The sequence below is a fragment of the Streptomyces collinus Tu 365 genome (assembly GCF_000444875.1).
In the GTDB taxonomy this organism is placed as follows: domain Bacteria; phylum Actinomycetota; class Actinomycetes; order Streptomycetales; family Streptomycetaceae; genus Streptomyces; species Streptomyces collinus_A.
The window spans coordinates 1,101,108-1,124,739 of sequence record NC_021985.1 but is presented as its reverse complement, the minus strand read 5'-3'; the positions used below and the strand labels follow the sequence as shown (position 1 = coordinate 1,124,739).

Annotated in this window: 20 protein-coding genes; 14 read left to right on the top strand and 6 right to left on the bottom strand. The window is 74.5% G+C overall.

All coding sequences use genetic code 11. The annotated features are described in order from the left end of the window. Positions 1 to 306 precede the first annotated feature (306 nt). The 4 genes from B446_RS04535 (at position 307) to B446_RS04520 (ending at position 4,862) form a co-directional block, all read left to right on the top strand. A complete protein-coding gene (locus B446_RS04535) occupies positions 307 to 996 on the top strand; it encodes a chaplin (protein ID WP_020938235.1) in 690 nt (229 codons plus the stop codon). Between the two features lie 294 nt (positions 997 to 1,290). Next, positions 1,291 to 2,145 carry a GNAT family N-acetyltransferase gene (locus tag B446_RS04530; protein WP_020938234.1) on the top strand — a complete coding sequence of 285 codons (855 nt, stop codon included), beginning with the start codon at positions 1,291 to 1,293 and terminating at the stop codon, positions 2,143 to 2,145. A gap of 290 nt (positions 2,146 to 2,435) precedes the next feature. Beyond that, entirely contained in the window at positions 2,436 to 3,221 is a 786-nt protein-coding gene (locus tag B446_RS04525; protein ID WP_020938233.1) for a GNAT family N-acetyltransferase, read from the top strand. Between the two features lie 186 nt (positions 3,222 to 3,407). Further along, positions 3,408 to 4,862 carry a hypothetical protein gene (locus tag B446_RS04520; protein WP_020938232.1) on the top strand — a complete coding sequence of 485 codons (1,455 nt, stop codon included), beginning with the start codon at positions 3,408 to 3,410 and terminating at the stop codon, positions 4,860 to 4,862. A 38-nt stretch (positions 4,863 to 4,900) separates the two neighbouring features. Here B446_RS04520 and B446_RS04515 read toward each other — a convergent pair whose 3' ends face one another. Then, complete coding sequence (locus tag B446_RS04515; protein ID WP_043474749.1) at positions 4,901 to 7,636, bottom strand: glycoside hydrolase family 2 protein; 2,736 nt, start codon at positions 7,634 to 7,636, stop codon at positions 4,901 to 4,903. Between the two features lie 148 nt (positions 7,637 to 7,784). Beyond that, positions 7,785 to 8,969 carry an ROK family transcriptional regulator gene (locus B446_RS04510; RefSeq protein ID WP_020938230.1) on the bottom strand — a complete coding sequence of 395 codons (1,185 nt, stop codon included), beginning with the start codon at positions 8,967 to 8,969 and terminating at the stop codon, positions 7,785 to 7,787. 137 nt (positions 8,970 to 9,106) lie between these two features. Between B446_RS04510 and B446_RS04505 the strand changes: the two genes are divergently transcribed. Then, positions 9,107 to 10,564, top strand: coding sequence for an APC family permease (locus B446_RS04505; RefSeq protein WP_020938229.1), 1,458 nt, complete (start codon positions 9,107 to 9,109; stop codon positions 10,562 to 10,564). Between the two features lie 309 nt (positions 10,565 to 10,873). On the opposite strand, the gene B446_RS04500 is transcribed toward B446_RS04505, so the two are convergent. After that, a complete protein-coding gene (locus B446_RS04500) occupies positions 10,874 to 11,563 on the bottom strand; it encodes a sigma-70 family RNA polymerase sigma factor (RefSeq protein WP_020938228.1) in 690 nt (229 codons plus the stop codon). A gap of 93 nt (positions 11,564 to 11,656) precedes the next feature. On the opposite strand from B446_RS04500, the gene B446_RS36835 reads away from it, so the two are divergent. Then, positions 11,657 to 12,820, top strand: coding sequence for a MerR family transcriptional regulator (locus B446_RS36835; protein ID WP_052352126.1), 1,164 nt, complete (start codon positions 11,657 to 11,659; stop codon positions 12,818 to 12,820). Positions 12,821 to 12,860: 40 nt separating this feature from the next. Here the strand turns inward: B446_RS36835 and B446_RS04490 are convergent, their stop codons facing one another. Further along, complete coding sequence (locus tag B446_RS04490; RefSeq protein WP_020938225.1) at positions 12,861 to 14,237, bottom strand: cryptochrome/photolyase family protein; 1,377 nt, start codon at positions 14,235 to 14,237, stop codon at positions 12,861 to 12,863. Positions 14,238 to 14,341: 104 nt separating this feature from the next. Continuing rightward, positions 14,342 to 15,865 carry an SDR family oxidoreductase gene (locus tag B446_RS04485; protein WP_020938224.1) on the bottom strand — a complete coding sequence of 508 codons (1,524 nt, stop codon included), beginning with the start codon at positions 15,863 to 15,865 and terminating at the stop codon, positions 14,342 to 14,344. Between the two features lie 195 nt (positions 15,866 to 16,060). On the opposite strand from B446_RS04485, the gene B446_RS39580 reads away from it, so the two are divergent. Both B446_RS39580 and B446_RS04480 read left to right on the top strand, forming a co-directional pair. Then, on the top strand, positions 16,061 to 16,237 hold the full coding sequence (locus B446_RS39580; protein WP_020938223.1) for a hypothetical protein: 177 nt from the start codon (positions 16,061 to 16,063) through the stop codon (positions 16,235 to 16,237). A 43-nt stretch (positions 16,238 to 16,280) separates the two neighbouring features. Further along, a complete protein-coding gene (locus tag B446_RS04480; protein ID WP_078614635.1) occupies positions 16,281 to 16,880 on the top strand; it encodes an HXXEE domain-containing protein in 600 nt (199 codons plus the stop codon). 760 nt (positions 16,881 to 17,640) lie between these two features. Here B446_RS04480 and B446_RS04475 read toward each other — a convergent pair. Further along, a complete protein-coding gene (locus B446_RS04475; protein WP_020938221.1) occupies positions 17,641 to 18,741 on the bottom strand; it encodes an acyl-CoA dehydrogenase family protein in 1,101 nt (366 codons plus the stop codon). Between the two features lie 163 nt (positions 18,742 to 18,904). On the opposite strand from B446_RS04475, the gene B446_RS04470 reads away from it, so the two are divergent. From B446_RS04470 to B446_RS04445, 6 genes are all read left to right on the top strand, one after another. After that, positions 18,905 to 19,255, top strand: coding sequence for a YciI family protein (locus tag B446_RS04470; RefSeq protein ID WP_020938220.1), 351 nt, complete (start codon positions 18,905 to 18,907; stop codon positions 19,253 to 19,255). Next, positions 19,255 to 20,610: an RNA polymerase sigma factor gene (locus B446_RS04465; protein WP_020938219.1), complete on the top strand. Its 1,356-nt coding sequence runs from the start codon at positions 19,255 to 19,257 to the stop codon at positions 20,608 to 20,610. Before B446_RS04470 ends, B446_RS04465 begins: the two co-directional genes overlap by 1 nt. Before the next feature lie 85 nt (positions 20,611 to 20,695). Beyond that, positions 20,696 to 21,601, top strand: coding sequence for an aldo/keto reductase (locus B446_RS04460; RefSeq protein ID WP_020938218.1), 906 nt, complete (start codon positions 20,696 to 20,698; stop codon positions 21,599 to 21,601). Between the two features lie 220 nt (positions 21,602 to 21,821). Further along, a complete protein-coding gene (locus B446_RS04455) occupies positions 21,822 to 22,196 on the top strand; it encodes a BlaI/MecI/CopY family transcriptional regulator (RefSeq protein WP_020938217.1) in 375 nt (124 codons plus the stop codon). Beyond that, complete coding sequence (locus B446_RS04450; protein WP_020938216.1) at positions 22,193 to 23,119, top strand: M56 family metallopeptidase; 927 nt, start codon at positions 22,193 to 22,195, stop codon at positions 23,117 to 23,119. Before B446_RS04455 ends, B446_RS04450 begins: the two co-directional genes overlap by 4 nt. A gap of 97 nt (positions 23,120 to 23,216) precedes the next feature. Further along, complete coding sequence (locus tag B446_RS04445; protein ID WP_020938215.1) at positions 23,217 to 23,609, top strand: VOC family protein; 393 nt, start codon at positions 23,217 to 23,219, stop codon at positions 23,607 to 23,609. Positions 23,610 to 23,632 lie beyond the last annotated feature (23 nt).

Below are 23,632 nucleotides of genomic sequence, written 5' to 3'. Positions count from 1 at the left end.
GATCGCCTCCCGGGGCCCACCCGTCGCGGACCGGGGCGGCGCCCTCGCTCACCATAAGCGGGCCCGACGGGGGTCGCCTCCGCAGGAGCGGGACCGCGCCCGACGATCTACACTTCGCACCTTCCGGTGTGATCAATGATTATTCGACGCCTTTACAGGTGTTTCGAAGAAACATGTCGCCTGATGGGGTGAAAGATTGATTGGCCATAACTTGGGCGGTTCGCCTGCGTTGTAGCGGATGCGGGCGAGTGCCCGCGACGTTGTCTGGAAGGCAGGAAACCTATGAGACGGGCTACCCGAAACGGTGTGTTCGCCGTCGTCGCGGCCTCCGGTGCGATGGCGGTGGCCATGCCGGTGACCGCCGCTTTCGCGGCCGACGGAGCCTCCGCCGACGGTGCGGCGGCCGGCTCGCCCGGAGCGGTCTCCGGGAACACCGTCCAGCTCCCGGTGCACGTCCCGGTGAACGTGTGCGGCGACACCGTGAACGTGGTGGGGCTGCTCAACCCCTCGTTCGGCAACGGCTGCGCCAACGGCGGCGGGTCCGGGACGGCCGGTTCGGCCACGTCCGGCTCCGTCACCAAGGGCGGCTCGTCGGCACACGGGGCCTCCACGGGCTCGGCCGGCGTGGTCTCCGGCAACGGCGTGCAGCTCCCGGTCCACCTGCCGGTGAACGTCAGCGGCAACAGCGTCGACGTGGTGGGGGTGCTCAACCCGGTCTTCGGCAACCACTCCGTCAACAACCCGGTCGACGAGCCCACCCCGCCGACGACCGCGACGCCGACGCCTCCGCCGACCCGGAAGCCGCCGGTCCCGACCCGGTCCCACCCCGTTCCGCACACGCCCGAGCACGTCACGCCCCCGGCCCCGCGGCCGTCGGTGGAGACCCTCGCCCACACCGGGGCGGACCTGACGGCGCCCGCGGTCGCCGGCAGCGCCGCGCTCGTGCTCACGGGTGCGGCCCTCTACCGGCGCTTCGGCCCCCGCCGGACCCGCTGATCGCTCCCTCGTGACACGACGGCCCCACCGGACTCCGAACCGATGGGGCCGTCGGCATCCGCGGACGCGGTGGACGCCCGGGCCGGACGACGGCCCGGGCGTGCCCGCGCCCGGGGACCAACACCTCGCTCCACTGAACGATTTGAGGCGCACAACGGCCGACGCGCCCATGGTGCGGGCCCTGGTGATCGGCGAGGATGCTGCGGTGCGGCCCCCGTGCGGGCGCCGCGCGGCACGCCCGCAGCCGACGGGCCGGACCCCTACCGGCCCGAAGTCCCCTCATGGAGCGCACCGATGACCCACCCGGCCCCGCAGGACCTCGTCGTCACCCAGGCCACCCTCGCCGACTGGCCGGTGATCAGCGGGTGGGCGGCGGCGGAGGGCTGGAATCCGGGACTCGGCGACGGCCCCGCCTTCTTCGCCCAGGACCCCGACGGGTTCTTCCTGGGCCGGATCGACGGCGAACCGGTCTCGGCGGTCTCCGTCGTCACCTACGGCTCCGACTACGCCTTCCTCGGCTGCTACCTCGTCCGCCCGGACCTGCGTGGCCGCGGTCACGGCCTCACCACGTGGAAGACCGCCCTGGCCCACGCCGGTGAGCGCACCGTCGGCCTGGACGGCGTCGTCGCCCAGCAGGACAACTACCGGCAGTCCGGGTTCGAACTCGCGTACCGCACCATCAGGTTCACCGGCGTCGCCACCGGGGGCGCCGCCCCCACCGGCGTGCGTCCGGCCGGGCCGGGTGACCTCGCCGCCGTCACCGCCTACGACGGCGCCTGCATGCCCGCCGACCGCCCGCGCTTCCTCGCCGAGTGGCTGACCCGCGACGGCCACCGCGCCCACGTCCGCCACGACGGCGGCCGGCTGACCGGCTACGGCGTGATCCGGCCCGGCCACGACTGCCTGCGCGTCGGCCCGCTCTTCGCCGACACCGCGGACGACGCCCGGGCCCTGTTCGCCGCGCTCACCGCCGACGCCGCCGGCCGCGAGATCGCCGTCGACGTGCCCGAACCCAACGCCGACGGCGTGGCGCTGGCCCTGGAGGCGGGACTGTCCGCCTCGTTCGAGACCGCCCGGATGTACACCGGACCCGTCCGCGACCACGCCCGGGAACGGGTCTTCGGGGTCACCACGCTCGAACTCGGCTGAGCCGGACGGGGACCGGACCCGCCCCGCTCGACTCGGGTCCTGCACCGCCCGTGTGGAACCGGCGCTGCAGAACCCGCGTCGAGCGCCTCCCGCGCCAGCTCCACGCACCGGCGCGGAGAGCCCAGTTCGCTGTCCTTGACCGTGGTTCACCGGCCTCCTCGCGGGACGGTCCCCGGCGGCCCGGGGCACGGGCGCCGAGGGTGGCACAGCCACCGGGACCGGGGCGGGTGCCGCACCGGTCCGCGGGTAATTCCGTTGCCCGGCCCGGGGGCGGATGCTGGAGTGAGGGCATGGATCACGCCGCGGTACTCGCCCTCTACGACCGGGACATGCGGGAGGGCGCCGCTCCCGACGGGCCGGGAGCCCGTGTCGAACGCGCCGGCGCGGTGGTCCGGCAGACCGCCGGCGCGCTGGGCTGGAACGGCATCCTGTGGTCCGCGCTGGACGAGCGGTCGGCGGACCGGGTGATCGCGGAGCAGATCGCGTACTTCGGCGGTCTGGGCCACGACTTCGAGTGGAAGCTCCACGGCCACGACCGGCCGGTGGACCTGGGCGCCCGGCTGACCGCCGCCGGCTTCCGGGCCGAGCCCGAGGAGACTTTGCTGGTCGGCGAGACCGCCGAGGTCATCCGGCTCTCCCCGGACACCCGGCCGCCCGACGGCATCCGTGTCGTCAGGGCCACCGATCCCGCCGGTGCCGACCTCGTCGTGCGCGTGCACGAGCAGGCGTTCGGCACCGACGGTACCCGGCTGCGTCACCGGCTCCTCGCCCGGCTGGCCGCCGCCCCGGGCACGGTCGTCGCCGTCGTCGCGCTCGCCGGTGACGAGCCGGTCGGCGCCGCCCGCATGGAACTGGTGCCCGGCACCCGCTTCGCCGGTCTGTGGGGCGGCGGCACCGTCGAGTCCTGGCGCGGCCGGGGCGTCTACCGCGCCCTGGTCGCCCACCGCGCCCGGGTCGCCGCCGCCCACGGCCATCGCTTCCTCCAGGTCGACGCCTCGCCCATGAGCCGGCCGATCCTGGAACGGCTCGGATTCCAGGCGCTCAGCACCACGACCCCGTACCTGTACGGGAGTTGACGGGCGCCCCGGGCCGAGGGGCGTGGGGCCCGCCCGGGGACGAGATTGCCGAGACTTGATGTTCACCGGCCTGACATGCCATGTACCTTTCAACCAGTCGACGCGTGTAGAACCCTCAACCTCGTTCTACGCGCGCAGATTTGGGCGCCCCACTGCCTCTCCCCACCCCACATGGAGGTTCGCCGGATGCTTGGATCCTGGAGATCCCGCCGCAGACTCACCACCGTCCTGGCCGGACTAGGGCTGTTCGTCACCTCGGCAGCCCTGCAGGTCGGCACGGACGCCACCCCCGCGCACGCCGCCACCACGCACCGCGTCCTGTTCGACAACGCCCACGCCGAGACGGCGGGCAACGCGGACTGGATCATCTCCACCAGCCAGCCCGACCCGCTCGGCCAGAACTCCTCCCCGTCCGCCGAGACCGACTGGACGGGCGCCCTGTCCTCCTGGGGCGTGGCCCTGCAGAAGACCGGCGGCTACAGCCTGAAGACGCTGCCCTCGGGCTCCAGTCTCAGCTACGGCGGCTCGTCCGCCACCGACCTGTCGAACTTCGACACCCTCGTGCTGCCCGAGCCCAACACGCTGTTCACGACGGCGGAGAAGACCGCCATCATGACCTTCGTGAAGAACGGCGGCGGCCTGTTCATGATCTCCGACCACACCGGTTCCGACCGCAACAACGACGGTGCCGACGCGGTCAAGATCCTCAACGACCTGATGACGAACAACAGCGTCGACTCCACCGACCCGTTCGGCTTCTCGATCGACTCGCTCAACATCGGCTCCGACTACCCGTCCGCCGTCAGCGACGGGTCCGACCCGGTGCTGCACGGCTCCTTCGGCACCGTCACCAAGAGCCTGATCGCCAACGGCACCACGGCCACGCTCAAGCCCGCCGACAACTCGGCCGTCAAGGGGCTGGTCTACCGCACCGGCTACTCCGGCAACACCGGCGCCTTCTTCCTCACCAGCACCTTCGGCAGCGGCCGCGTCGCCTTCTGGGGCGACAGCTCGCCGGTCGACGACGGCACCGGCCAGTCCGGCAACACCCTGTACGACGGCTGGAACGACTCCGGCGCCACCAACGCGGCGCTCGCCCTCAACGCCACCGCCTGGCTCGCCGGTTCCGGCACCAGCGGCGGGGGCGGCGGAGGCGGTGGCGGCACCTGCACCGCCGCCCAGCTGCTCGCCAACCCCGGCTTCGAGTCCGGCTCCGGCTCCTGGACCAGCTCCAGCGGGGTCATCACCAACGACTCCGGCGAGGCGGCCCGCACCGGCTCCTACAAGGCATGGCTCAACGGCTACGGTTCGGCCCACACCGACACCCTGTCCCAGTCGGTGACCATTCCGGCCGGCTGCACCACCGCCAACCTGAGCTTCTACCTCCACGTCGACACCGCCGAGACCTCCACCTCGACGGCGTACGACACCCTGAAGGCCCAGGTGGTCAACAGCGGCGGCACCGTGCTGTCGACGCTCGCGACCTACTCCAACCTGAACGCGGCGAGCGGCTACACCCGGCGCAGCTTCAGCCTCGCGAGCTACGCGGGCCAGACGGTCACGGTCAAGTTCACCGGCACCGAGGGCTCGACCCTCCAGACGTCGTTCGTCCTCGACGACACCGCGCTCGACGTCGGCTGACGCCGAAGGGGGTGGGCTCCGGGCCCACCCCCGCCGGGTCAGGCCGCCGGGACCGTCCGCTCCGGCGTGTTCCAGCCGGAGACCCGCACCCGTGGCGCCGAGCCGTGCAGATCGGCGGTCCGGTAGGTGGCCGTCAGCGTGGCCGTCTCACCCGGCCACAGGCTGACCTCGTTGTCCGACCAGCGCACCGGTAGCACCGGCCTGCCCTGCGCGTCGACCAGATGGACGTCCGTCAGCAGCGAGGGCGTCCGCCCGTCACCGGTGGTGCGCACGGTCACCGTGGTCGTCGAGGTGTCCCCGGAGGTCACGGTCGACGCGGCCGCCGACACCGGCACCCGGGCCATCGAGGTCAGTCCCCGCAGATCGGCGTAGCCGGTCACCGGCGTGTAGTACCAGTCGGTGTGCGCCCAGTCGAGCTTGTCCGCCCGGGTGGAGAGCCAGTACACGTTGCGGCTCACCTCCCGGCCGTCCGCGTCGGTCAGCGTGAGGCGCAGCAGATACGTCGGCGGCAGCCCGCTCACCGACGAGGGCAGCGTGAGCGCGGTGCCGTGCGCGCCGTCGCCGTCCACCGTCATCCCGGTGACCGTCCGGTCGTACCGCTGGGTGCCGTCGGGGTCGAACAGCGTCGCCCGCGCGGTGAGCGGACCGGTGGAGCCGTGCCGGTTGTTCACGACGACGACCGAGCGGTCGTCGTAGGAGTACTGGATGTGCAGCGGCTCGTTCGCCTTCTTCGCGCCGAAGTAGGCGCCGCCCTGGTCCAGGTACCGGTCCACTAGCTGCCAGTGCAGCGACGTCCAGCCGCTGTTGAACATCCAGTAGATCACTCCGGTGGCCGGCTTGCTCGCGTCCGTCGCGTTGCGCCCGTACGCCTCGTACTGGGCCCGTACGTTCTCGTACTGGGCGAGCTGTGCCTTGCGCACGTAGTCGGTGAGCCCGGCCGGTGCGCCGTAGCGGCCTGTGAGCGCGGCGTCGTAGATCTTGAGGGTGCCGAAGACGGTGGAGGGCGAGCGGTGGTACTGCCGGGCGGCGGGGTCCTTCCACAGCGTGTCGAGTTCGGCGGGCGTCATCATCCGGCGCAGGGTGTCCAGGGTCGGGATGTCGGGGCCCGCGCTGGTCTCGGAGTTGAAGCCGGTGGCGCCGCCCTCGCGCTTGGCGTACCAGTAGTCCGGCGGGACCCACTCGTAGGGCCCGGTCATCTTCATGCCCGAACGGCCCAGCTGGGGCGAGGATCTGTCGGAGGCGGCGGGCACCACCGGGACGGGCCAGTCGGCGGCCCCGAGGGCGTCCAGGTAGTCCTTCTCGATCCTCGCGTCGGGCGCGGCGTCACTGCCGATCAGGAAGGAGATCACGCTGGGGTGGCGGCGCAGCCGGGCGGCCTCGGCGGCCATGGACGCCTTGGCGACCGGGTAGTCGCTCTCGGTCCACTTCTCGCCGGACTCGCTGCCCCCGTTGACCTGGCCCTCCCACTTGTCGCAGCACTCCCAGCCCGGCAGCGTGAGCACACCGAGACGGTCGGCGAGGTCGAAGAACTCGTCCGGCTCGATGTGCCCCTCCAGGCGGATGGTGTTCAGGCCGAGGTCGAGGGCGTAGCGCAGCCGGTCCTCCACGTAGCCGGCGTCCCAGCGCAGGAACTCGTCGGGCGACCAGCCGCCGCCCTTGATCAGCAGCCTGCGGCCGTTGATCCGGTACTGGCGGGCGCCGTCGGCGTTCAGGGGCGCCCGCACGTCGCGGATGCCGAAGCGCTCGTGGGCCGTGTCGGAGACGGCGCCGGACACCGAGACGGCGAGGTCGAGGTCGTACAGCGGCTGCCCGCCCATGCCCGCCGGCCACCACACCTTCGGGGCGGTGAGGTGCAGCCCGGGGACGTCGGCGGGGGAGAAGGTGACGGTCTTCGTCTCGTGCGCGGCGAGCGGCACGCTCCTGGTCAGGCGCGTCCCGGCGACGCTGCCGGTGACCTCGGCGGTGACCGGGGTGCCGGAGTCGTTGCGGGCCCGCGCCCTGACGGTCAGGTCGGCGGTGTCCAGCGCGGGCACGGCCAGTTCGCCGACCACGTGCGCGTCGCGCAGCACGACCGGGCCGTCCCGGCGGACCAGGACGTCGCGTACGAGGCCCATGTTCCGGTCGGGCGGCGGCTGGAGCCAGTCGAGCCAGCCCATCGTGAGGTGCTTGTTCGGGTCGTTGGGCCGGACCCGGAAGGCCACCGTGTTGGTGCCCGACCGCACCAGGGAGGTGATGTCCAGCTCGTGGCGGGTGTAGGCGCCGGTCACGTCCGCGGCCCCGGCCACCTGGTGGCCGTTGACGTAGACGTCGGCGGCCGAGACGACACCGCTGAAGTCGAGACGGGTGCGCGGCCCGGTGTCCTCGACGGTGAAGTCGGAGCGGTACCACCACGGCACCTGGAAGTCGTCCCGGGGGATCTTCTGCTGGTCGGTGGAGTGGAACGGGTCGGGATAGACGCCGTCGGCGAGCAGCGCGGCCAGCACGGTGGAGCGGGAGCCCGCCGGGTACCAGCCGTCCGCCCGGTAGCCGGGGGAGGAGACGGCCGCCGCGGAGTCGGTCACGTCCGCGGTGGACCGGATCGCGTATCCGGACAGCGGAGTGGCGGACCCGGCGGTGGCCGGGACATGGGTGACACTGGGCGCGTGCCGGTGTTCGTGCGGCGCCGGCCGCTGGTCCCGGGGTCCGGCCCAGGCGCCGGTGGCGAGCGTGCCGAGCAGGCTCAGGAGCACGGCGCCCATGGCGAGCCGGCGTCCGGGGGCGGGGCGAGGGAACACGCTGGTCTCCAGCCTCGTAAAGTTAGGAAACTTTACTAACTCGGCTCAAGGTAGGGAACGCGGAGGGGCATGTCAACGACCGTCGCCGTCACGGGCCTTGACGGCTGGTGCGATCGGGTCAGGCTCGGCCGGGCCGGTGCCGGCCGGGTCAGCCCTCGCCCGCCCGGCGCTCGAACACCAGGTCACGCGCCGTGCCCAGCGCCGTCGCCACCGCGCCCAGCAGCACCGCGTCCTCGCCGAGCCGGCTGGGCGCGAGCCGCGGCCGCAGCGGGGTCAGGGCGCGCAGGTGCTCGCGGACCGGTCCGAGCAGCAGGTCCACGCTGTGCCCCACCCCGCCGCCCAGCACCACGAGGTCCGGGTCGAGCACCGCGGCCGCGGCCGCCACGGTGTGCGCGATCCGCTCGCCCTCCAGTTCCACCGCCCGCACCGCGGCCCGGTCGCCGCGCCGGGCCGCGTCGAACACGGCCTTCGCCGTGAGCTGCCCGTCCATCCCGAACCGCCGGGCGGCCTCCACCACGGCCTCCCCGGACACCGCGTCCTCCAGCCGCTCCGGCTTGCTCCGGCCCGGCCAGGGCAGGAAACCTATCTCCCCGGCCAGTCCGTGCGCCCCCGTGAACAGCCGGCCCTCGCCGACCACCCCCATGCCGAGGCCGGTGCCGATGAGGATGTACGCGAAGAGCCGGCTGCCGGCGCCGACGCCGTACGTGTACTCGCCGAGCGCCGCCAGGTTGGCGTCGTTGTGCACCTCCAGCGGGACGCCCAGTTCCTCGCGCATCCGGTCGAACAGGCCCGCGCGGCCCCAGCCCGGCAGATGCATCGCGAACCGCACCCGGCGCCGCTCCTCGTCGTACACGCCGGGCGTGCCCACCACCCCGTGCACCACCTCCGCCGGGTCCACGCCCGAGTTGCCGATCACCTGGCGGGCGGTCGCCACCACCAGCTCGGCCATCGCCGCGGAGGCGCGCGCCCGGTTGCGCACGTCGGCGCGCGCGACCACCGTGCCGTCCAGGTCGACCACCGCCACCCGCAGCCAGCCGCGGCCGATGTCCACCCCGAGCGCGTACCCGGCGGCCGGGTCGGGGGCGTACAGCACCGCGGTGCGGCCCCGTTCGGGTGCCCGGGTGCCGACCTCGCGGACCAGCCCCGCCGTCTCCAGCGCGGCCAGCGCGCTGGACACCGTCGGCTTGGACAGGCCGGTCTCACGGGCGAGCTGGGCGCGTGAGGCGGCGCCCAGGTCGCGCAGCCGGTCCAGCAGCAGCCGCTCGTTGGCGCTGCGCAGTCGGCGGCGGCTCCAGGGCTGGTCCGGCGGGGCTGCGGCGTCTCGGGCGGGCATCGCACCATTCTCACGCATTCCCGGCGCCTACTTGACGCCTCTAGTAAGGCTCCTTAACTTTATCGGCCAGTCAGCCCGGCCGGGCGGGTTCCCCGCCGGGCATGCGGTCCGTCCGGCCCGTCGCGTCAGGAGTCCCCATGTCCGGTAGCCCGCCACCCACGGGTGGCTTCGCCCGCCGTGTCGGCCCGTTCCAGGCCACGGCCATCAACATGAGCCAGATGTGCGGCATCGGGCCGTTCGTGACCATCCCGCTGATGGTCGCCGCGTTCGGCGGCCCCCAGGCGGTCATCGGATTCGTGGCCGGTGCGGTGCTGGCCCTGTGCGACGGCCTGGTGTGGGCCGAACTGGGCGCCGCCATGCCCGGCTCCGGCGGCAGCTACGTCTACCTCCGCCAGGCGTTCCAGTACCGCACCGGGCGGCTGATGCCGTTCCTGTTCGTGTGGACGGCGATGCTCTTCATCCCCCTGATCATGTCCACGGGCGTGGTCGGCTTCGTCCAGTACCTGGGCTACCTCGCCCCCGGCCTCGGCCGTACCCAGGGCGACCTGATCGGCCTCGGTGTCATCGCCCTGGTGGTGCTGCTGCTGTGGCGCGGCATCGAGCACATCGCCCGCCTCACCGCCGTGATGTGGACGGTGATGATCGCCTCCGTCGTGCTCGTGATCGCGGCCGCGGCCACCGACTTCAGCCCCCACCTGGCCTTCGGCTACCCCGCCCACGCCTTCGACCTGACGAGCGACCGCTTCTGGCTCGGCTTCGCCGCGGGCCTGACCATCGGCGTCTACGACTACCTGGGCTACAACACCACCGCCTACATGGGCGCCGAGATCAAGGACCCGGGCCGCACCCTGCCGCGGTCCGTCATCTTCTCGATCCTCGGCATCATGGCGATCTACCTGCTGCTCCAGATCGGCACGCTCGGCGTCGTCGACTGGCACCGGATGACCGACCCCGAGGACATCGCCTCCACCTCCGTGGCCTCGGCGGTGCTGGAGAAGACCTGGGGCACCGGCGCCGCCGACACCGTCACCGTGCTCATCCTGATCACCGCGTTCGCCTCGGTGTTCACCGGCCTCCTCGGCGGCTCCCGGGTGCCCTACGACGCCGCCCGCGACGGCGTGTTCTTCCGCCCGTACGGAAAGCTGCACCCCCGGCACCGCTTCCCGATGCTGGGCCTGGCGACCATGGGCGTGATCACCGCGATCGGCTTCCTGATCGGCCGCCACACCGACCTCGCCACCCTGATCCAGCTGCTCACCACGGTCATGGTGCTCGTCCAGGCGCTCGCCCAGATCGTGGCGCTCACGGTGCTGCGCAGGCGCCGGCCCACCCTGCACCGCCCGTACCGGATGTGGCTCTACCCGCTCCCCGCCCTCGTCGCCTTCGTCGGCTGGTGCGTGATCTACGGGTACGCCGACAAGAACTCACCCGGCCGCCATCCCATCGAGTGGTCCCTCGCCTGGGTGGCTCTCGGCTGCGCGGCCTTCTTCGTCTGGGCGCGGCTGGAGCGGGTGTGGCCGTTCGGGCCGAAGGAGATCAGCGAGGAGTACACGACGACGGGCCGGGATCCGGACACCGAGCCGGTGGCGGGCTGATCACGGCGGCACACGGGGAGGACGGTCCGCCCGGGCGGACCGTCCTCGCGTTCTTCGTGGCCTTCACTTTCTTCGCTGGGTCCTCCCTTCGCCGGACTTCTCCATCAGGGTCTTCGGGCGCTGCCGCTCGGGGTCCGGGGATGCTCTTTTCCCCTCTCGTCCCGTCGTACGGCCCCGACCGCGTCGGGAGCGGTGCGCGAGAAACGCCGCTCACCCAGTCTGCCCTTATTGGCGGCTTATGTGTAGGGGTGGGATGAATCCTTCCGGCCGCCGTCCCATGCTTCCGGGGCTGCGCCTGCCCCCCGCCCGTCAGTGCACCGTTTCCGCATCGATTACTCCCGCCTGCTGCCCCAGCGAGTCCCGCAACCGGTGCAGACCGCGCCGCGCGTGACTCTTCACGGTGCCGAGCGGCCACCCGGTGCGGGCCGCGATCTGCGTCTGGGTGAGGTCCTCGAAGAAGGCCAGCCGCAGCACCTCCCGCTGGGGGTCGGGCAGCCGGGCCAGCGCCTGCCGGACCACCACCCGGTCGAGCACCGCCTCGGGCCCCGGGGCCACGGTGCCACCGGTGAGCAGCAGCGCCGAGCCGGCCGCCGCGACCAGGTCGGCGCGCCGGGTCCGCGCGGACAGGGCGTCGACGATCCGGCGCCGGGCGATGCCGACGATCCACCCGGCCAGCGGGCCGCGGTCGGGCCGGTACCCCTGCCGGCCGCGCCACACGCCGAGGAACACCTGCTGCGTCACGTCCTCCGCCTCCCGGGCGTCGCCCAGCGACCGCCGGGCCAGGCCGTACACCAGCCCCGACCAGCGCCGGTGCACCGCGATCAGGCACGCCTCGTCGCCCGCCACCAGGCCACGCGCCAGTTCCTCGTCGGCGTACGGGCCGCCGTACGGGCCGCCGTGCGCCTCGCCGCCCCCGACGGGGCGCGTCGTCGCGGCGGCGGCCGTCGCCGGTGCGGGGCGCTCTGCGACGACACTGCTTGAGGCCGGATTCGAGCACATGCCGCGGCTCCTCGGGTAGGTACGGTCCCTCATGGTCGGAGCCCGGTACCCACCCGCTCAACATGCATCGGTTCTGCATCGTATAGTCGTGCCATGGACGTCACGCGTACTGAGCCGGGTCTGTCGGCCGAGGCGGGGCTGACCACGGGTGCCCTCGCTCGTCGGCTCGGGGTCTCGCCCACCACCCTGCGCTCCTGGGAGCGCCGCTACGGCATCGGCCCCGCCGAGCGCGCGGCCGGCCGGCACCGCCGCTGGACGCCCCGTGACGTGGCCATGCTGGAGACGATGTGCCGGCTGACCTCGGCCGGCGTCGCCCCGGCGGAGGCGGCACGGGCCGCGCGGAACGAACTCGCCGCGGCCACACCACCGCCCGCCGCTGCGGATTCCTCCGGGGCGGGTACGGCGGTCGCGGGGGCGAGTGCCGTCGGGGCGCGGGACGAAGCGCGGGACGGGGCGACCACGGCCGGGAACGTGCCGGCGGCGGCGTCGGCGACGACGTCTGGATCCGGACCCGAAGCCGGGCCTGGGTCGGTGTCGATGTCGGCGTCGACACCGACACCGCCGTCGGCGTCAGCGGTGGCGGTGGCCTGGCCGCCGCCGGAGGACGACATCGGCCAGGAACTGCGCGGCCTGGCCCGCGCGGCCGTGCGCCTGGACGCGCCGGCCGTCGAGGAACGGCTGGCCGCGGCGGTGGCCCGCCACGGCCTCGCCCGCGCCTGGCAGGAGGTGATGGTGCCCTCCCTGCACGCCGTGGGCCGCAAGTGGGCGTCGGCCGGCGACCGTTACGTGGAGGTGGAGCACCTGCTGTCCTGGCACGTGTCCACCGTCCTGCGCCGGCACACCCTGCCCCCCGTGGCGCCACCGGACCCCGCCGCCCCGGGACCGGTACTGCTGGCCTGCGTGCCCGGCGAACAGCACACCCTGCCACTGGAGGCGCTCAACGCGGGTCTGAGCCAACTCGGCATCCCCACACGAATGTTCGCCGGCGCCGTTCCCGCCGAGGCGCTGTCGGTCGCGGTACGGCGCCTCGGCCCGGCCGCCGTGGTGCTGTGGGCCCAGGCCCGCTCCACCGCGAGCCTGGCGCTGGCCCAGCACGTGGCCGCCACGGTGTGGGGTGTGAAGGGGGCACGGTCGCAGCCGCTGGTCGTGCTCGGCGGCCCCGGCTGGGCGGGCCGCCCGGGCCACGGCATGCTGCGCCCGGCCGGCCTCGCCGAAGCCCTCGACGCGCTGTCGGCGGCCCACCGGCACCGGTCCTAGGCCGTGTCCGCGAAGTCCCGTCGTCCGCCCGCGGCGGGACTCACTCCCTGCCGCGCGCCTGGCGGAAGCGGGCCAGGCCGTCGGCGAGGGTGATGAGCGGGTCGGGATAGTCGCCGGCGGTCGCGCGTTCCAGTCCCTCGAGCTTCCACGGCTCGTGGATCGCGCCGGCCCGGACGTCCCGCAGTTCGGGCACCCAGCGCCGTACGTAGGCGCCGTCGGGGTCGTACCGCTTGGCCTGGGTGACCGGATTGAGGACGCGGTTGGGGCGGGTGTCCGTGCCCGTGCCCGCCACCCACTGCCAGTTGAGCTGGTTGTTGGCCACGTCCCCGTCGACCAGCAGGTCCAGGAAGTGCCGGGCGCCCACCCGCCAGTCCACGTACAGCGTCTTGGTCAGGAAGCTCGCCGTCAGCAGGCGGCCGCGGTTGTGCATCCACCCCTCGTGCCGCAGCTGGCGCATCGCCGCGTCGACCACCGGATAGCCGGTACGGCCCTCCCGCCACGCCTCGATGTCCGCGCGGGCCGTCCGTTCCGAGCGCCAGCGGTCGCGTTTGGTGCGGTAGTCGGCGGTGGACGCCCCGGGCCGCGCCGCCAGCAGCTGGCGGTGGAAGTCCCGCCAGGCCAGCTGCCGTACGAACGCCCGCGCGCCCGGGTTGTCGGCCACGCCGGCCCGCTGGACCACCTCGACGGGGGACAGCGTGCCGAAGTGCAGATGCGGGGAGAGCCGGGAGGTCGCGTCGTCGCCCAGGTCGTCCCGCCCCTCCTCGTAGGCGTCCGCGCCCGAGCGCAGCCAGGCGGCCAGCCGCCGCCGCGCCTCCCGCTCGCCGCCGGTCGCCAGCCCGGGGGACACCCCCTGCACGGCGGCACGGGACGGCAGTTCCTCGGAGCCGACGCCCTCGGGCACCCGGATCGTCCGGGGCACGCCGAGGGCGTCCCGCAACCGCTGTGTGGACCAGTGCCGGAAGTACGGCGTGAACACGGCGAAGTGGTCCGAGGAGGCCGGGGTCACCGTACCGGGCGCCACCGCCGTGGTCACCGTGTCGTGGAAGTGCACCCGCCGGCCCTCCGCCTCCAGGGCCCGGCGCAGCCGCCGTTCGCGCCGCTGGGCGTAGGCGCTGACGTCGGCCGCGAGATGCACCTCGTCGGCGTCGGCCTCCGCGGCCACCTTGCACACCTCCTCGACCACGTCGCCGGAGCGCACCACGAGCCGCCCGCCCCGCCCGCGCAGCTCGTCGTCGAGGTCACGCAGGCAGTCGGCGAGGAACGCCATCCGGTTCGGCACCGCGAACCCCGCGTCCGCCACACCTCGGTCGTGCACGAAGAGCGGGACCACCTGCCGGCCGCCCTGCAGCGCGGCCCGCAGCGGCGGATGGTCGTGCAGGCGCAGATCGGCGGTGAACAGGACGACCGAGACGTACATGGTGCGGCTCCGGGGGCAGGGGTGCGGACGCAGACCTCTTCCGGCCCGCGGGGCCGGGCGGATGCGCGCGGAACCGCCCGGCCCGCGGCGTTCGCCCGGACGTGTCACCGGGCGGGCGACCGCGGCCCAACCGGGGCCGGCCGGGCCGCCGCCCGCGCGATGTTGCGGGCCATGCCGCCGAACACGACGGCGTGGAAGGGGGAGATGCCCCACCAGTAGGCCTGGCCGAGCAGCCCGTGCGGATGGAACAGCGCGCGCTGGCGGTAGCGGCTGCGGCCCGGCCCGGCCGGCTCGGCGGACATCTCCAGCCAGGCGAGGCCCGGCAGCCGCATCTCGGCGCGCAGCCGCAGCAGGTGCCCGGGCTCGATCTCCTCCACCCGCCAGAAGTCCAGCGAGTCGCCCACCCGCAGCCGCTGCGCGTCCCGGCGGCCCCGGCGCAGCCCGACCCCGCCGGCCAGCCGGTCCAGCACACCGCGCAGGCTCCAGGCGAGCGGGAAGGAGTACCAGCCGTTCTCGCCGCCCACGCCCTCGATCACCCGCCACAGCTCCCGCGCCGACGCGTCCACCATGGCCTCGCGGTGGTCGGTGCACAGGCTGCCGCCCGCCCAGTCGGGGTCGGTGGGCAGCGGATCGCTCGGGGCTCCCGGCACCGAGGCCGACGACCAGCGCGTGTCCACCTTCGCGTCCCGCACCCGGCGCAGGGCCATCCGGACCGCCAGGTCGAAGCCCAGCGGGTGGCCCGGCGGGTCGGGGACGTACCGGGCGATGTCGTGCTCCTGGCAGACCACCTCGTGCCGCAACGACTCGGTCAGCGGCCGGGCGATGGACGCGGGGACGGGTGTGACCAGGCCGACCCAGAGACTGGAGAGCCGTGGGGTGAGGACCGGCACGGGCACGATCACCCGCCGCGGCAGTTCCGCCACGCGCGCGTACCGCATCATCATGTCCCGGTACGTCAGCACGTCGGGACCGCCGATGTCGAAGGCCCGGTTGACGTCGTCCGGCAGGCGGGCACACCCGGTCAGCAGGCGCAGGACGTCCCGGACGGCGATGGGCTGGATCCGGGTCCGCACCCAGCTCGGGGTGATCATCACCGGCAGCCGCTCGGTGAGGTAGCGCAGCATCTCGAAGGAGGCCGAGCCCGAGCCGATGATGACGGCGGCCCGCAGCACCGCGGTGGGCACCCCGGACGCCAGCAGGATCCGGCCCACCTCGGAGCGCGACCGCAGATGCGGGGACAGGGCCTGGTCGGGCACGCCGGCGGGGGTGAGGCCGCCCAGGTAGACGATGCGGCGCACCCCGGCCGCCTTCGCCCGCTCCCCGAAGATCCGGGCCGCGCGGCGGTCGGTCTCCTCGAAGCCGTCGCCGCTGCCGAGCGCGTGCACCAGGTAGTACGCCACGTCGACGTCCCGCATCGCCGCGCCGACCGCCGCGGCGTCGGTGACGTCGCCGCGCGCCACCTCGACGTCGCCCGCCCAGGGGACGTCGCGCAGTTTGCCCGGGGAGCGGGCCAGGCAGCGCACGCGGTACCCGGCGGCGAGCAGTTCGGGCACGAGCCGTCCGCCGATGTAGCCCGTGGCGCCCGTCACCAGACAGCGCGGACCCGCCGCCCGCTCGTCGTCGTCCATCACCGATGTCCTCCGCGTCGCCGGTCCCTGCCTTCCGGTCCCCCTTCCGCTCACTTCCCTCACCGGGCGTCCGGCGGATGCGGCCGGCGCCGTCCGTACCCGGTCGGGTGACATGTCCGCAGCGATCCGGGGCAGCCGCTCCGGTACAGGACGTACATTCCGTGCGACCGTCCGCGTTGGAGGTGACCGGCCGTCATGAGTGCGAAGGTGTTGGAACGGTTCCCCGCCGGGGCCCCGCGAGGTTCGTGGCCCGCGGAGGAGTTCGCGGCAGCGCGCCGCGCCGAGGGGGAGGCGGCGACCGTGGTGATGGATCTGCAGTCCGACGCGTTCCTCGTGGTGGTCGAGGGTCCGGAGGACGACAGCCGCGCCTGACCCGGCGCGCGTCGCACACCTGCGGCTGCCAGACTGCGGGTTCATGGAGCGAGAAGCAGCGGTGGACGCGTCGGTCACCTTCGGGTTGCTGGCCGCCTGGGCCGTGCACGACACCGAGGAACTGGCCACGGTGCCCCGCTGGGTGCGCGCGCGGCTCCCGGAGCTGCGCGAGAGGTTCCCGCGGGTGCCGGAGGCCGTGTGGCGGCAGGTGGGGTCGGTGGACGCCCGTGAGTTCACGACGGCCGTCGCCGCGATGGCCGCCGTGGTCGCGGCGGCCGCGGCCGACGGGCACCGCACCGGCGGCCGCTCCGCCGTCTACCGGACCGCGCTCGACGCCTTCGGCCTGCACGGAGTGGTCCATCTGGCGCAGGCGGCCGTGCTCCGCGGCTACACGCCTGGCTCGGTGACCAGCCCGCTGGTGGTCATCCCCTTCACCCTGTGGGCCCGCGCCCGTCTGCGCCGCGCCGGCGTCCTGCGCCCCACCCGCCCCCGCGACCTGGCGCTGGGCCTGGTCTTCGCGACAGCGGCGACGACCGGCACCCACGCCCTGGCCCGCCGCCTCCAAGGGCCGCGCCGACCCCGGCCGGATCCCCTGCCGGGGTCCGCCTTCACGACTGGGCAGGGCCCGTGCGGTCGCCTTTGACGTCCGCACGGACCGGGCAGCCGCTCGACGGCGCCGCCGGGTAGGCGCTCGCGGGCCGTCCCGGGCAGCCTTGCCGACGCTGCCGGCCGCGCTGCTCCGGGGTGGCCTCACACGGCCCCTGCCGGCCGTCTCCGGCAGCCCTGCCGACGCTCCCGCCCTCGCCGCTCCGGATGCCGCTTCCCGGCGCTGCGGGGCTGTTCTCCCGGGTCGGCCGTCGTCGCCGGCTCTGCTGCCTCGGGCCTCGCGCCTCGGCGCCCGTTTCCCGGCGCTGCGGGCTGTTCTCCTGGGGCGGCCGTCGTCGCCGGCCCTGCTGGCCTCGCCGCCTCGGCGCCTCGGCGCCCGTTTCCCGGCGCTGCGGGCTGTTCTCCTGGGGCGGCCGTCGTCGCCGGCTCTGCTGCCTCGGGCCTCGCCGCCTCGGTGCCCGTTTCCCGGTGCTGCGGGCTGTTCTCCTGGGGCGGCCGTCGTCGGCCCGGTCTGCTGCCTCGGGCCTCGCCGCCTCGGTGCCCGTTTCCCGGTGCTGCGGGCTGTTCTCCTGGGGCGGCCGTCGTCGCCAGCCCTGCTGGCCTCGCCGCCTCGCCGCCCCGGCGCCCATTTCCCGGCGCTGCCGCGTCGGCGCTCCCCAGCCGTCTCCGGCAGCTCTCCCTCGCTGTCGGCCTGGCCGCCGCGGGGCCCGCTTCTCGACGCCCCCCTCGCTGCTTCCGGGCCGGCCGTCACCGGCAACCCCGCCGGCGCTTGCGCCCTCGCTGCCCCCGCGGCGGTTCTACGCCTCCGCCGGGTCCGTGGTTCCGGGGTGGTCCGTCGTCCCCGCCCTGTCCGCGGAGCGGCCCCGCTCGGCGGTCAGGGCCTGCAGGTGGGCCCGGCGGGTTTCCGTCGTCTGGCCCTGTACCAGGAGGAACAGGGCCTCTCGGGCCAGGCGCTGGGGGCGGCTGGTCAGGGACATCGCCCGCCCGCCACCTGCCGTCACCGCCGCCGTGGTGGCGGCGCCCAGCACCTCGTACGCCTCCGCCCGTACCGCCAGCCGCTCCGCGACCCGCTCCAGCGGCGCCGGGTGGTCGGCCAGGGCGTAGGCCCGGCGCCGGACGTCGGCGAGGCGGGCGGCCAGCGACCCGGCGAACTCCTCGTCCAGCAGGGAGAGCGCCGCTCGCGCGACACCGAAGACCGCCGGGTTGGCGTTGAGCGTGCGGGCCCGGTCCCCGGGCGCCCACCGCTCGTACGGCGTCCGCAGGGCCACCGCCTCCTCCGGCACCCGCAGGCCGTCCAGTTCGAGCGACACCGTCGAAGCGGCGGTGAGCGCCGCGAGCCGCATGGGCGGCGACGCCCGCAGTCCCGGCTGGTCGCGTGCCTCGACGAAGGCGAACACCGCCTCTCCCGCCTCGCCGACCCCCGCGAGCAGCATCACGTCGTTCAGCCCCCAGCCGGTGTACCAGGGGACGGTCCCGTCGAACCGCAGGCCGTCGCCCTCGCGCCGCACCCGCACCGGGACGCGCGGATACGCCCGCAGGTGCGCGTAGGCCACCCCGGACAGCAGCTCGCCCCGCGACAACGGCCCCAGCAGGCGTTCACGCACGGGCCCTTCGCTCCGCGCCAGGGTCTGCACGGGCGTGTGGTGCTGCGTCTGCACGAACCAGGTCGAGCAGCAGGCCCCGGCCAGGACCTCCGCGGTCTCCCGCAGTACCGCCGGCTGCGCGCCCGAGCCGCCGTATGCGACCGGCGCGGCCACCCCGAGCAGCCCCGACCGCTTCACCGCCTCGATGTGGCTCACGGGCACGCCCTCCCGGTCCACCCGCTCGGCCTCGGGAAGAAGCAGATCGGCGGCGAGCCGGCGGGCGGTGCGGACGAGCGGGTGCGCGGTGTCGGTCATGAACGGGATTCTTCCGAAGATCCCCGCCACCCCCTCCCGCTGCCGCCGGAGAAGATTCCTGGCGAGTCGCCCCGGCCCGGTGTCGATCCGGGCCCCCGCCGTTCGTGTAGGAGGTGACAGACAGCGCCGGGGGTGCACCCGGCCGGACGCCGAGGAGAACGTCATGAAGCACTACCTGCTCAGTGTGGTCCAGCCCGCCGACGCACAGCCGCCGGCCCCCGACGTGCTCGCCGGGATCATGCGGGACGTCGAGGCTTTCGACGACGAGCTGCGCGCGGCCGGGGCGTGGGTCTTCGCCGGGGGACTCCACGCCCCGGACACGGCCACCATGCTCCGGCCCGAGGGCGGTGACGTCCTGATCACCGACGGCCCCTACGCCGAGGGCAAGGAGTACCTGGGCGGGCTCTGCCTGATCCGGGCCGCCGACCTGGACGAGGCCCTGGAGTGGGGGCGCAAGGCGGCCCTCGCGACGACCCTGCCCATCGAGGTGCGGCCGTTCGTGGACCAGCCCTGATGCCCGGGGCGCCCGGCGTCGAGGCCGTCTTCCGGGCCGAGTACGGGCGCGCCGTGTCCGTCCTCGTCCGCTTCCTCGGCGACATCGACCTCGCCGAGGAGGCGGTGCAGGACGCCTTCGCCGTCGCCGTGCGCACCTGGCCGGAGGCGGGCGTGCCGCCGAGCCCGGCAGGCTGGATCATCACCACCGCCCGCAACCGGGCGGTCGACCGGCTGCGCCGCGAGTCCTCCCGGCAGGCCCGGCACGCCGAGGCCGCCCTGCTGTACGCGACCGACGCACCGCCCGAGGAGGGCCCCGTGCGCGACGAACGGCTCCGTCTGATCTTCACCTGCTGCCACCCCGCCCTCGCGCCGGCGGCCCGGGTCGCGCTCACCCTGCGCCTGGTCGGCGGTCTGAGCACCGCCCGGATCGCCCGCGCCTTCCTGGTCCCGGAGGCGACCCTGGCCCAGCGGCTGGTGCGGGCCAAGGCGAAGATCCGCGACGCGGGCATCCCGTACCGCGTGCCGCGCGACGCCGACCTGCCGGAGCGGCTCGGCGGCGTCCTCGCCGTCGTCCACCTCGTCTTCAACGAGGGCTACACCGGCGATCCCGCCCTGTGCGCGGAGGCGTTGCGGCTCGGCCGGCTGCTTGCCGCGCTGATGCCGGACGAACCCGAGGTCACCGGCCTGCTCGCGCTGATGCTGCTGATCGACGCGCGCCGCCCGGCCCGGCGGGACACGGACGGCGCTCTCGTGCCGCTGCCCGAGCAGGACCGCGCCCGGTGGGACCGCGAGCTGATCGCAGAGGGCCAGGACCTGGTCCGCCGCTGTCTGCGCCGGGACCGCCCGGGGCCGTACCAGATCCAGGCCGCCGTCAACGCGGTGCACAGCGACGCGGCGACCGCCGACGCCACCGACTGGGGCCAGATCCTGCGCCTCTACGACCAGCTCATGGCCGTGGCGCCCACGCCGGTCGTCGCGCTCAACCGGGCGGTCGCGGTCGCCGAGGTCGAGGGCCCGGCCGAGGCACTGGAACTGGTCGACTCCCTCACCCCGGGCGGGCCCGGCACCCGCGGCACGTCCGCCACCTCCGCCACCCGCCGCGCGCCCGCCACCCGCGGTGCGCCCGCCACCCCCGGAACCCGCCGCGCGCCCGACACCCGCGGTACGCCCGCCGCCCCCGGAACCCGCCGCGCGCCCGGCGCCCTCGACCGCTACCACGTCCTGCACGCCGTCCGGGCCGACCTGCTGCGCCGCCTCGGCCGGACCGCCGAGGCGGCACGAGAGTACGAGGCGGCGATCGAACTGGCCGCCGGCGAGGCGGAGCGGGCATACCTGCGCCGGCGCCTCGGGCAGCTCGGCCCGGCGGAGTCGTGACCCCACCGGCTCGCCCCACGCCGGTCCCGAGGGCGCCGCAGGGCGCAACCGCCTTGCCGCGCAAGGAATATGTCAGACTCCGCCGATGACCACTGAGACGATCAACGCGGCCGCCTCCGGCACCTTCGTACTCGGCGACCTGCCCGTCCACCGCATCGGCTTCGGTGCCATGCGGCTGACCGGCGACGCAGCCTTCCACCTGGGCACCCCCAGCGACCGTGAGCGCTCGATCGCCGTCCTGCGCAGGGCCGTGGAACTCGGCGTGAACCACATCGACACCGCCGCCTTCTACTTCTCCTCGCTGCGCTCCGCCAACGAACTGATCAACACAGCGCTCACCCCGTACCCCGACGACCTGGTCATCACCACCAAGGTGGGCCCCTTCCGGGACTACCACGGCGAGTGGGGCTCCTCGGCCCGCCCCGACCAGCTGCGCGGGCACGTCGAGGAGAACCTGCGCCAGCTCGGCCGGGACCACCTCGACGTGGTCAACTTCCGACGCCAGCAGCAGGACTCCATCGCCGAGCACTTCGGCGCCCTCGCCGAGCTGCGCGAGGCCGGACTGATCCGGCACCTCGGCGTGTCCGGCGTGCAGCCCCGCCACCTCGCCGAGGCGCTGGAGATAGCCCCGGTGGTGTGCGTGCAGAACCGGTACGCCGTCGATCGTCCCGACCCCGTCGACGACGAGGTGCTGCGCGTCTGCGGGGAGCGGGGCATCGCGTTCGTGCCCTTCTACGCCGTCGCCGGCGAGGCCGGACCGCGCCGGGCGGGCACCGCCCACGACGACGAGGTGCTGGCCGTCGCCCGCGCGCACGGCGTGAGCCCCACCCAGATCCGCGTCGCCTGGACCCTGCACCAGGGCCCGCACGTGCTCGCCATCCCCGGCACCGGCAACCCCGACCACCTCGCCGAGAACGTCGCCGCCGGCGCCCTGCGGCTCAGCAGGGAAGAACTCGACCGGCTCGACGCGCTGCACACCACGGGCGGCTGACGGCCGCACTCGACCGCCGGAGCCCGCCCTTGTCCCGGTCACCGCCCGCCCTTGGTCCGGTCACCGCCCGCCCGGGTTCCGGTGATGCGCTCCTCCCATAATGGGCAGGGCGCACGCCGGTACGACGGGCGCACGGTTGACTACACTCACGTAGACGGCCGACTGTGAGCACACGGAAGGCCCTCCGGGCCGCGCACGAGGACGGGTGAGGAACGTTCCCATGACCGACGCCAAGGACGAACGCCGGCCGGCCGGCGAGCTCGAAGCGAGTGTCATGGCCGCGCTCTGGGCCGCCGGAGCTCCCCAGACGCCGGGCCAGGTGCAGCTCACCCTGGGCGCGGACCTCGCCCGGACGACGGTGACCACGATCCTCACCCGGCTGCACGACAAGGGCATGGTCGAGCGGCGCCGTCAGGGCCGCGGCTACGCCTACATCCCGCTTCAGGACGCCCACGGCCTCACCGCCCGCCGCATGCACAGCGAGCTGAACCGCGACACCGACCGTGAGAGGGTCCTCGCCCGCTTCGTCGCCCAGCTCAGCGCGGACGACGAGCGCACCCTGCGCGACCTGCTCGAATCCGACGACTACCGATGACCGCGCTGCTCCTGCTGCCGCTGCTGCTGCCGTTCGCCCTCCCGGCGCTCGCCAGGCGGGCCATGGACCGGCTCGCGCCCGTGGCCGCACTGTGGGCGGTCACCGGGTGCGCGGTCGTCCTCGCCGGCTGCTCGCTGGCCGCGCTCGGCGCCTTCGTGCTGACCGGCCTGTTCAAGCTGCCGGTGTTCGCCGCCCTCGGCGAACTCGTCCACCCGCTGCACACCGCCTCGGACCTCGTCGTCCTTCCCGCCGCCGCCACTTCCGTGGGCGCGCTGGCCGTGTGCGGCTGGACGCTGGTCCGTTCGGTGCTGCGCCAGACCCGCGCCTTCCGGGCCGCCCGCTCGGAGGCCGGGCGCGGTCCGCGCGCCGGCGACCTGTGCGTCGTCGAGTCGTCCCGCCCGGACGCCTACGCGCTGCCCGGCCGTCCGCACCGCATCGTCGTCACCACCGCGATGCTGCGCAGCCTCGACGGCGCCGAGCGCGAGGCCCTGTTCGCGCACGAGCGGGCGCACAACGCGGGCGGCCACCACTACTTCCTGGCCGCCGCCGAGGTCGCGGCGCACTGCCACCCCGCCCTGCGACAGGTTCGCGACACCGTCCGGCTGGCTGCAGAGCGGGCCGCCGACGAGTCCGCGGCCCGATCGGTCGGCGACCGGCGGTTGACCGCCCGCGCCATCGCCCGGGCCGCCCTGGCCGCCCAGGCCGTCCACTCGGAGCGGCCCGGCTTCGCCGCCGCCGCGACCACGGGCCCGGTCCCGCGCCGGGTCCAGGCCCTGCTGTCCGCTCCCCGGCCGCGGGGCCGCACCGGCCGCCGGGCCGCCGCCCTCCTGCTCGCCTGCGCCGCCGTCTCCTGCGTCGCCTCGGTGACCGGGATGGCCGACTTCCACCACCAGGTCGAGGTCGCCCAGGGCGAGCGGCCCTGACCTTCCCCACCGTGCGCGCTTGATCGCCGCAGCGACTGGCGTCCTCGGGGTTTTACGTATAACCTCTCCGGCTAACCACCCCCACCGGAAGGCCCCGATGCGACGCGTTGCCCTGGTCACCCTCGTCGTGGACGACTACGACGAGGCCATCCGCTTCTACACCGACGCGCTCGGATTCCGGCTGGCCGAGGACGCGCCCCGCCCTGACGGCTCCCGCTGGGTCGTCGTGGAGCCCGGTACCGAGGGGAACGGCACCGGCCTCCTGCTCGCCCGGGCCAGGAACGACGAGCAGCGCGCCCGGGTCGGCGACCAGACCGGCGGCCGGGTCGGCTTCTTCCTGCACACCGACGACTTCGCCCGCGACCACGCCCGGATGACCGCCGCCGGCGTGACCTTCCTGGAGGAGCCGCGCCACGAGCCGTACGGCAGCGTCGCCGTCTTCCAGGATCTCCACGGCAACCGCTGGGACCTGCTCCAGCCCGCCGACTGACACCCCGCACCGCAGCACCACTC